The organism is Rothia sp. HMSC069D01 (genome assembly GCF_001810135.1).
Taxonomy (GTDB): Bacteria; Actinomycetota; Actinomycetes; order Actinomycetales; family Micrococcaceae; genus Rothia.
This window is the reverse complement of record NZ_KV800108.1, coordinates 270,661-280,364: the sequence shown is the minus strand read 5'-3', so window position 1 is coordinate 280,364 and position 9,704 is coordinate 270,661. Positions and strand designations below refer to the sequence as shown.

The window sequence follows — 9,704 nt, the reverse complement described above, 5'->3', positions numbered from 1 at the left end:
AGGTTAGTGTCTTCGCCGTGGGTTTTAAACCCCGGGGCAAGGCTTTAAACCTCGGGGCAATCCACTAACCTATCGAAAGCACCGCTTTTAGAGGGTCTCACTATCGAGAATCAGGGTCACCGGGCCGTCATTGACCAGCTCCACCTGCATGTCCGCGCCGAACACGCCGGTCTCCACGTGCAGGCCACGCTCACGCAGCGCCTGAACATAGTCGTTGAACAGCGGCTCACTCACCGCGCCGGGCGCAGCGGCAGACCAGGAGGGGCGGCGGCCCTTCTTCGCATCCCCGTACAGGGTGAACTGGCTAACCGCCAGCACGGGTGCGCCCTCATCGAGCAGGGACTTCTCCCCCTCCATCAGGCGCAGGTTCGCGGTCTTATCGGCAAGCTTCGCAATCTGTGCCGCACCGTCACCGTGCGTGATACCGACCAGCACCAGGTAGCCGGGCTGCTCAATCGCGCCGACCGTCTCACCCGCCACGCGCACCGCTGCGCGGGTCACACGCTGAATAACTACTCGCATCGTTCACCTTTCAACTGGGTTCATCTTTCAACTTGGAGCCGGCCTTCACCGAGCTCATATATCTCTTTCGACACCGCGCTCGGTAGCCGTTTTAGAGGCGGCTGTTTTAGACGCGGCTGGTTTAGGGGAGCCGCAGTTCTAGAGGCAGCCGCCTCAGAGCACACCGCGCAACTGCACGGCACGCAAAAACTGGTTCGCCGCCCGCGGGGTACGAAACTCAAGAAAACGCTTCTGCAGATGCTGCCCGCGAGCCTCCGCCAGCAATTCCCCGACGTGCGGGTAGCTCCTCCATGTGTACCGAATCATGTTGTCCGGGTCGCGCAGAATATTCTTCAGCGGCGGCTCCACATTATCAGCCCACAGCCTCTGACCCGTCACCGCACGGCGCACCGTCCGGCGAACCACACGCCACATGACCACCGCACGGCTATAGCGCAAGTAAATCACCACATCCGCACGCTCCAGCAGACGGCCGCGCACCTGCGGATACTGCCACTCCGTAATCCACGCAGGCCGCTCAATGAGCGCCTGAACATCCGCCTCAAAACTAGGGCGCGGAGTCCAGTTCGGACCCCAATGCAACGAGTCCATCTCCGTATGCGGAATGTCCAGGAGGCGCCCCAACCGCGCCGCGAACGTCGTCTTACCGCTACCGCTCGGGCCGGCAATCAGGATGCGCATGCTCCCCTCCCCCTTCAGTTAGCACACACCTTTGCTTAGTACACAAATCGGCACGCACGCCAGTTCATACAAAAGGTGGGCTGCGACCCTGCACCAGCAGAATACACAGCCCACCCTCAACGGCGACCCCGGCACAACTCAACGCCCGCCGGGTTCACGCCGCCCAGGCCCACACCCCCTACGGGGCGCACGACCAAAGACTAGAGAAGATTACTCCTCGTCCTTCTTCTTCGGCTTGAAATCAACGCCAGCTTCCTTACGCTGCTCCGGAGTAATCGGTGCAGGAGCCGCAGTCAGCGGATCGAAACCATTACCGGTCTTCGGGAACGCAATAACTTCGCGGATCGAATCAACGCCAGCCAGCAGAGACACAATACGGTCCCAACCGAACGCAATACCACCCATGGGCGGTGCGCCGTACTTGAACGCATCCAGCAGGAAGCCGAACTTCTCCTGAGCCTCTTCCTCACCAATGCCCATCACAGCGAACACGCGTTCCTGCACGTCACGGCGGTGAATACGGATCGAACCGCCACCAATCTCGTTACCGTTGCAAACAATGTCGTAAGCGTACGCCAGAGCCGAACCCGGGTCAGTGTCGAAAGTATCCATGAACTCGGGCTTCGGGGAGGTGAACGCGTGGTGCACAGCAGTCCACGCGGAGTGACCCAGAGCCACGTCACCGGACTCAGTAGCCTCAGCAGAAGACTCGAACATGGGAGCGTCAACAACCCACACGAAGGACCACTCGCCGTCCTTAATCAGGCCGGTACGGTGACCAATCTCAACACGAGCAGCACCCAGCAGCGCACGGGAAGCCTTAGCCTCACCAGCAGCGAAGAAGATGCAGTCGCCGGGCTTCGCGCCGGTAGCCTCAGCCAGGCCAGCACGCTCAGCGTCGGTAATGTTCTTAGCCACGGGGCCGGTCAGCTCACCGTCCTCCTGAATGAGAACGTAAGCCAGGCCCTTAGCGCCGCGCTGCTTAGCCCACTCCTGCCAAGCGTCCAGGGTACGGCGAGGCTGGGAAGCACCACCGGGCATCACAACAGCACCCACGTAAGGAGCCTTGAACACGCGGAAAGTGGTGTCCTTGAAGTACTCGGTCAGCTCAGTCAGCTCCAGGCCGAAACGCAGGTCAGGCTTGTCCGTACCATACTTCTCCATCGCATCCTTGTAGGTCATGCGCTGAATCGGGCGGGGAACCTTCACATCAATCAGGTTCCACACAGCCTCAACGATGCGCTCGCCCAGCTCAATGATGTCTTCCTGATCAACGAACGAAGCCTCAATGTCCAGCTGAGTGAACTCAGGCTGACGGTCCGCACGGAAATCCTCATCACGGTAGCAACGAGCAATCTGGTAGTACTTCTCAATACCGCCCACCTGCAGCAGCTGCTTGAACAGCTGCGGGGACTGCGGCAGAGCATACCAAGAACCCGGAGCCAGACGAGCCGGCACCAGGAAGTCACGCGCACCCTCAGGGGTCGAACGGGTCAGGGTCGGGGTCTCAACCTCAATGTAGCCGTCCTCAGCCAGCAGGTTGCGTGCCGCACGGTTCGCGTCCGAACGCAGACGCATGATGCGAGCCGGCTCCGGGCGGCGAAGATCCAGGTAGCGGTAGCGCAGGCGCGCCTCCTCACCCACCTCAACGTGCTCGTCAATCTGGAAAGGCAGCGGAGCGGCAGTGTTCAGCACCTCAACGGCGGACACCTCAACCTCAATCTCACCGGTAGCCAGGTTCGGGTTCTCGTTACCCTCCGGGCGCTTAGTCACCAGACCGGTCACACGCAGCACATACTCGTTGCGCAGGTGCTCGAAGTCAGCCTCGTTGTGGAAAACGCACTGGGTGACGCCCTCGCGGTCACGCAGGTCAACGAAGGCGACGCCACCGTGGTCGCGGCGACGAGCCACCCAACCGGTCAGGGTAACAGTCTCTCCAATATTTGCGGCGGTCAGCTCGCCGTTGGTGTGAGTGCGAAGCACAGACATTCCTTTCATAGCGGGCACCTCACGACTATAGACAGTAGCCGGGTACACGCGGTTGATGATATGCGCACACTGCGTGCGCCTCATATATTGTATCCCCTCCGGGCAGGTCGATGGCGGGTCGGGGCAAGTCAGGCACCAGAAAATGGGGTGCGGAGGCAGAGGTGAGGAGACGGGCAGCGGTTTTTGATGATGAGTTACGGATTTCAGTCATGACTTAGTGACTCTGGTACGGGTTAAAGACCCTCTCCAAAGTCACTAAGTCATTACCCAAATCAAGAACCCACATCTGCAACCTGTGGACAAACACTCATTCTGCAAAACCGACTAAGTTATCCACAGATTTTGGGTTAGCCCTGTAACTTTGGCTCAAAACTGTCAGGCTTATGCCATGAACGCTATAACCTCTCTGACATCACATGTCTCAGACCCAAATGCTCCCATCAAGATGTCTGGAATTCCACGTATCGCGGAGCTGTACCCTCTCGTGCACACCCCAGCCACACTTCGCATGAAAGGAATAGGCCCGCGCCGCCTCCGTAATCTCATAGCCGGAGGAACCCTGCAACGCATTCGACGAGGAGCCTACATTTACAACCACAACGCAAATCAACTCAACTCCGACGACCGGCTCCGCGTGCGATGCATCGCCGCCGACCTCGTGGGGTTTCAGGGAGTATTTTCACACGAATCAGCTGCGGTGCTGTGGGGCCTTGACCTGCTGACCGTTCCACAGATGCTGGACGCGTACAGCCGCAGTCACTGCGCCACGGACCGGGAACGGATTCACCGACATAAAACCGCCATTACCCCTGAGGAAGCCACCAGGTTGCCGGGCACATCCATCATGGTTACAACGGTGGCTCGCACGTTGCAGGATTGCGCTCGCACTATGCCCTTTCGGGAGGCGGTAATCCTCGCCGACTCCATCATGCGGCGAGGGTTATTAGAACCCCGCGAGGTAACCGAGATTCTACTGAACCTCACTGGATACGGCGGTTCCGCAGGGCCCCTGTTGGCGCAGGCGGTGGATGCATCCAGCGAGTCGGCTGGTGAAAGCCTCACCCGGTGCCTACTCATGGAACACAGGCTACCCCTGCCCGTAACGCAGTACCCAATCTCGTGCGAGGGCCGTAACTATCGGATGGACTTCGCCTGGCCCGAAGCGCGGGTCATTCTCGAGTTCGACGGCGAACAGAAATACGTGGACCACCCCGGCAGAGACCGGCGTGAGGCAGCCCGCGACCGTGCCCTAACCCGCGCCGGCTGGACGGTCGTGCACCTCACGTGGGCAGACATCTTTAACAAGGAGCTAGAGGTCGTGACCCATTTACGGAATCTACTTCTGAAATAAGCCGGGGTTGGCAGCCGAAGACCAAGGAGCCGGGCGGAGGTGTTCCGTGCGAGGTTGCAGTTTTTCGGTCATGAGTTACGGATTTCAGTCATGACTTAGTGACTCTGGTACGGGTTAAAGACCCTCTCCAAAGTCACTAAGTCATTACCCAAATCAAGAACCCACGGCTGAAGACACTAACCCATGGCGCAAATCAACACAGCACAAATCCGCGCGACCAAAAAGCGCGACAAAAGGACCCGCCCAGCAGGGAGGTCAACATCCTCCCCACCAGGCGGGTACACATCCATATGCAGGCTTGCAGTGGCCAAATACTCCAGCAGCCAGATATTACGGTATGACAGGTACTTACAGGCCCTCAGCACGCACAATCTGAACGTGCAGGTCCTCAGCCGGCGGCATCCACGAAGCCGGATCAGCAGCAACCTGCTCACCCGAACGGATGTCCTTCACCTCATGAACCGGAGCACCCGACTCATCCGATGAAATGAACCACACGAACGGAATGCCGCGCTTCTCAGCGTACTTAATCTGCTTACCGAACTTCGCCGCATTCGCAGACACTTCGCAGGCAATACCGCGGGCACGCAGCGCATCCGCAACATCATTCGCGGCCGACCAGCCCTCATCATTCGTCAGGGCAACAAACACAGCCGAAGGCACCTTACGGCTCGCCTGCGCAAAACCCTGCGACAGAATACGAGCCACCACACGAGTCACACCAATCGACAGGCCCACACCCGGGTACGTCTTCTTACCGTTCGACGCCAGCGACTCATAACGGCCACCCGAGCAAATCGAACCCAGCGACTCGTGACCAACCAGAACAGTCTCATACACGGTGCCGGTGTAGTAGTCCAGGCCGCGAGCAATCGACAGGTCAGCCAGCACCTTACCCGGCGCACGGCGAGCCGCCTCCTCAATGACCTCAGCCAGCTCAGCAAGACCCTGATCCAGCAGCTCGTGCTCCACCGAATACTTAGCGGCAAGCGCACGCACCTGCTCCACGAAGGATGCATCCTCAGTGCGAATCTGCGCCAGCTCCAGGGCGGCAGCGGCAGCATCCGCGCTCGCACCAGCCTCAGCCTGCAACTCCTCAGCCACACGCTCAGCACCGATCTTCTCCAGCTTGTCAATAGAACGCAGAACAGCCGCAGTATCAGTCAAACCCAAGCCCAGGTAGAAACCCTCAGCCAGCTTGCGGTTATTCACACGCAGCTTGAACTCAGGAATCGGCAGCTTCGACAGCGCATCAACAACAACCAGCGCCAAGGTCACGTCGTAACGGAACGGCAGCTCACCGTCGCCAACCACGTCAATATCAGCCTGAGTGAACTCGCGGGCACGACCCTCCTGCGGACGCTCACCACGCCACACCTTCTGAATCTGGTAACGCGAGAACGGGAAATTCAGGTAACCGGCGTTCTCCACCACATAACGGGCAAATGGCACGGTCAGGTCAAAGTGCAGAGCCAGCTTTTCCTTAGCCTTAGCAGCCTCGTCCTCCTGCAGGCGAGAAATTGCGTAAACTTCCTTGTCAATCTCACCCTTGCGCAGCAGCTGCTCAATAGTCTCTACCGAACGAGTCTCAATCGGGGAGAAACCGTGCAACTCAAAAGTCTCACGCAAAGTGTCCAGAACATGATTCTCAACCAACCGCTCAGCCGGAAGATACTCGGGAAAACCAGACAGCGAAGCCTTGCGAGCCATACGCGATACTCCTTGACAAAGAACTCGACAACAAAACCCCGGAACACCTCCGGGCATATCTACCCATCATACCAACACCCACCCCAGCACAGCACCCGCTCCCCCAGCTCACCCGACACAAACCCACGCAAACCCGTAGCCGGCAGGTTCGCCCACAACACAACACGACCAGACACTACTCACACACACCCCACAGAGGCTATGCTTAGGAGGTGCACACGCACACCCAAACGGGTGCCCACCACGGGGAACAGCGCAAAGGCGCCCCACCCCCAGCACCCCCGAGTGAAAGAGTTATAGCGGTGACTACCAAACCCGACGACACTGTAAACCTCGAAAAGGCACGCCAGTACGGCCGCGTCTCCGAGGACGGCCACGTCTTCGTCATTGTCGACGGCGAAGAATACGCCGTAGGCCAGCTGCCCGGCGCCTCCGAAGAAGAAGCGCTCAGCTACTTCGCCCGCAAGTTTGAAAACGTCGAGGCGCAGGTTGCCCTGCTCGAATCCCGCCTCGCCAACAACGCCCCCGCCGCAGACCTGCAGAAGGGCATCACCTCCATCGGTGCACAGATCGGTGTGCGCAACATGGTCGGTGACTACTCCGGCCTGCAGAAGCGCCTCGTCTCCCTCGCAGAGCAGATCGCTGAACTCGGCGAAAAGCAGCAGCAGGCACGCACCGAAAACCGTGAACGCGCCCTCGCCGTCCGCGAAGAAATCGTCGCGGAAGCCGAGCAGATTGCCGGCCAGGACCCCGACCAAATCCACTGGAAGAACTCCCACTCCCGCATGAACGAACTGTTCGAAGCGTGGAAGAAGGCACAGCGCGAAATTCACCTGGCGAAGAGCGTAGAGGACGAGCTGTGGAAGCGTTTCCGCGCAGCCCGCACCACCTTCGACCGCAACCGCCGCGCACACTTCTCTCAGCTGGACGACCGCAACGCACGCATCAAGCGCGCCAAGGAAGAGCTGATTGCACGTGCGGAAGAGCTGTCGACTTCGACTGACTGGTCTGAGACTTCCCGCGCATACGGCGACCTGATGCGCGCCTGGAAGCAGGTACCCCGCGGCCACCGTCGCGAAGACGACAAGCTGTGGGCACGCTTCCGCGCGGCACAGGACGTGTTCTTCAACGCCCGCAACGAAGCCGAAGCAGCGCAGGACGCAGTCTACGCCGAAAACCTCAAGGTCAAGGAAGCACTGCTCGAAGAAGCACGCGCACTCCTGCCCGTCGAAGACATCGAGGCAGCAAAGGCATCCTTCGAGAAGATCCTGGACCGCTGGGATGCGGCAGGCCGCGTGCCCCGCAACGACCTGCGCCGCGTCGACGGCGAACTGCGCCGTATTCAGGACGAAATCAACGGCGCCGAAGAGGCAAAGTGGAAGCGCAACGACCCCGCCAAGGCGGCACGCGCGAACTCCCTGCTCGCACAGATCGAGGACTCCCTCGCCGAGCTGGAAGCAGAGCTCGCAGCAGCTGAAAAGGGCGGCGACTCCAAGAAGATCGCCAAGGCTAAGGAAGCTCTGGAGGCGCGCCGCGCCTGGGCAGCAACCCTGCAGGGCTTCGGCAACTAGGGTCTAGCAGACGGTCTAAATAACGGTCTAATTAACGCCGAGAAGCCACATGTGTTTCGAAAAGCCACTTTTTTGGTGGCTTCTCGAAATACATGTGGCTTCTGCGTGTCTGCGGAATGTCTGCTGGGTGTCTGTGGGATGCGGGATATCTGCGGGGTGCGGACTTTTAGGATCGGCTGGAGGGACTAGTCATCAACGGGCTCATAATTCATGATTTCCCATTTCTGCCCGTTGTGCTTCAGCTCAAATCTAAAGGTGTCATCGGTTTTATCGTCATTACTCCATTTGCGCCAGCTACCGTCAGATTCAACATAAGTCTCGTAATCCCATTCGCGGTACGCCTTCCAGAAATAGGTTTCACCGTCTTCTGACCAGGGGTTACCGTCAGCAAGATAATGGTTTATACCGCCAATGACCCATCCGCCGCTTTTGTAAAGTTCCTCGACGCCTGTATAGGCCTTACGTTCGTCTTCAAAAGTAGGGGACATGAACTTGAAAGCCATCGAGTAATCGCCAGTTTGAGTACCGTAATTACCCCACAAAATCCAGGCATCCATCGTCTTACGCATGCCCTCTAGAGACTTTTCGTTGTAGCCGTCTTCCGGAGCATTGGGTTTCGGTACATTCTGTGCTGGACCGTATTTATCAGCAGGGCGGTACTCGCCATCGGGTGCTTTTGATCCGCCCGAGTAGCCTCGGACAGTAGACGGGGTAGCGCTTGCCGAAGGCGACTCCGACACCGCTACAGACGCCGAAGCCGTTTCGCTCGGCGCTGCGGAGGCGGTGGCTGCCGCCTCGTTATTAGCCTGCTGACTGCAGGCCGCAAGCAGGGCACCAATACCCGCAAGTGCGCTGCCGCTCAGCATTGCGCGGCGGGTAAGAAAAACAGAAGTCATGGAAATACATTCCTCATATCGGTGTGGTGTGAATGGGGGATGCTGATTAGAAAGCGGAAGATAGAGAAATTCTCGAAGCAAGAATAAGAATTCTTGCGATACTAATAAGTGCTTTTTATTTCCTATTTAGTCATCTACTTGTTCAAAGTCGATAATCTTCCAGCCCTCAGAAGTGTATTTAAACGAGAACTTCCAGGTGTCGTCATCCTTTCTGTCATTCTCGTAAGACTTCCAATCACCGTTAGGTTCAATGTACATAACGTAGCCCCACTCCCGGTACGCTTTCCAGTAGTAAGTCTCTCCCTCACTCCAAGGGTTCCCGTCAGCAATGTAGTGATCAAGACCCGCGATAATCCATCCGCCCCGCTTGTAGAGGGCTTCAAGACCTTCGTAGGAGTCTAGTAGTTCGGTAAAGCTGCTATCAACGAATTTGCGTGCTTGGCTGTAATCTCCGGTTTGGGCGCCGTAGTTGTTCCATTCAATCCACGCGTTGAGTGTTTTGCGTAGACCTTCATTGGATTTTTCTCGGTATCCGTCCTCAGGTGATGCAGGTTTCGGAACGTTTTGTGCCGGACCGTTAGGGTCAGCTCCGCGGTACTCCCCGTCAGGTGCCTTTGAGCCGCCGGAGTAGCCGCGGGTAATGACCGGGCTCGGAGTAGCTGATGCAGAAGAGGCATCGGAAGCCGCCGTAGAAGCTGAAGCGGAAGTCATTTCGCTCGGCGTGGCGGAGGCGGTCTCGCTCGGTGCTGCCGAGGCGCTCGCCTCATTAGCCGCCTGCTGGCCGCATGCCGCAAGCAGGGCACCAAGACCCAGAAGGGTACCGCCGCTCAACAGTGTGCGGCGGTTCAAAATAACGGAAGTCATGGAAATACATTCCTCGTATCGGTGTGAAGTGTGAATAGGGGGGCTGGTTAGAAACCGGAAGACTAACCAGCTGAAGGGGAGAACCCCGATAGCTGAGAAGCCACATGTGTTTCGAAAAGC

8 protein-coding genes are annotated in these 9,704 nt (G+C 58.3%); 2 read left to right on the top strand and 6 right to left on the bottom strand.

Annotation, left to right across the window (positions count from 1 at the left end):
• Window positions 1–87: 87 nt before the first annotated feature.
• The 3 genes from dtd to aspS all read right to left on the bottom strand — a co-directional run bounded on the left by dtd (window position 88) and on the right by aspS (window position 3,186).
• Window positions 88–522 carry a D-aminoacyl-tRNA deacylase gene (gene dtd / locus HMPREF2710_RS05545; protein ID WP_012903476.1) on the bottom strand — a complete coding sequence of 145 codons (435 nt, stop codon included), beginning with the start codon at window positions 520–522 and terminating at the stop codon, window positions 88–90.
• A 153-nt stretch (window positions 523–675) separates the two neighbouring features.
• The gene (locus HMPREF2710_RS05540; RefSeq protein ID WP_070599973.1) at window positions 676–1,203 is read right to left on the bottom strand and encodes a P-loop NTPase family protein; all 528 of its coding nucleotides are present in this window, start codon (window positions 1,201–1,203) and stop codon (window positions 676–678) included.
• Between the two features lie 210 nt (window positions 1,204–1,413).
• Complete coding sequence (aspS, locus tag HMPREF2710_RS05535) at window positions 1,414–3,186, bottom strand: aspartate--tRNA ligase (protein ID WP_044145827.1); 1,773 nt, start codon at window positions 3,184–3,186, stop codon at window positions 1,414–1,416.
• A gap of 394 nt (window positions 3,187–3,580) precedes the next feature.
• On the opposite strand from aspS, the gene HMPREF2710_RS05530 reads away from it, so the two are divergent.
• Window positions 3,581–4,543 carry a DUF559 domain-containing protein gene (locus HMPREF2710_RS05530; protein ID WP_049358364.1) on the top strand — a complete coding sequence of 321 codons (963 nt, stop codon included), beginning with the start codon at window positions 3,581–3,583 and terminating at the stop codon, window positions 4,541–4,543.
• Between the two features lie 348 nt (window positions 4,544–4,891).
• On the opposite strand, the gene hisS is transcribed toward HMPREF2710_RS05530, so the two are convergent.
• Window positions 4,892–6,253, bottom strand: coding sequence for a histidine--tRNA ligase (gene hisS, locus HMPREF2710_RS05525; RefSeq protein ID WP_049350086.1), 1,362 nt, complete (start codon window positions 6,251–6,253; stop codon window positions 4,892–4,894).
• A gap of 302 nt (window positions 6,254–6,555) precedes the next feature.
• Between hisS and HMPREF2710_RS05520 the strand changes: the two genes are divergently transcribed.
• Complete coding sequence (locus HMPREF2710_RS05520; protein ID WP_049345488.1) at window positions 6,556–7,824, top strand: DUF349 domain-containing protein; 1,269 nt, start codon at window positions 6,556–6,558, stop codon at window positions 7,822–7,824.
• A 185-nt stretch (window positions 7,825–8,009) separates the two neighbouring features.
• Here the strand turns inward: HMPREF2710_RS05520 and HMPREF2710_RS05515 are convergent, their stop codons facing one another.
• Together HMPREF2710_RS05515 and HMPREF2710_RS05510 are read right to left on the bottom strand one after the other, a co-directional pair.
• Entirely contained in the window at window positions 8,010–8,720 is a 711-nt protein-coding gene (locus HMPREF2710_RS05515; protein WP_070599971.1) for a DUF6318 family protein, read from the bottom strand.
• 126 nt (window positions 8,721–8,846) lie between these two features.
• Complete coding sequence (locus HMPREF2710_RS05510) at window positions 8,847–9,584, bottom strand: DUF6318 family protein (RefSeq protein ID WP_070599969.1); 738 nt, start codon at window positions 9,582–9,584, stop codon at window positions 8,847–8,849.
• Window positions 9,585–9,704 lie beyond the last annotated feature (120 nt).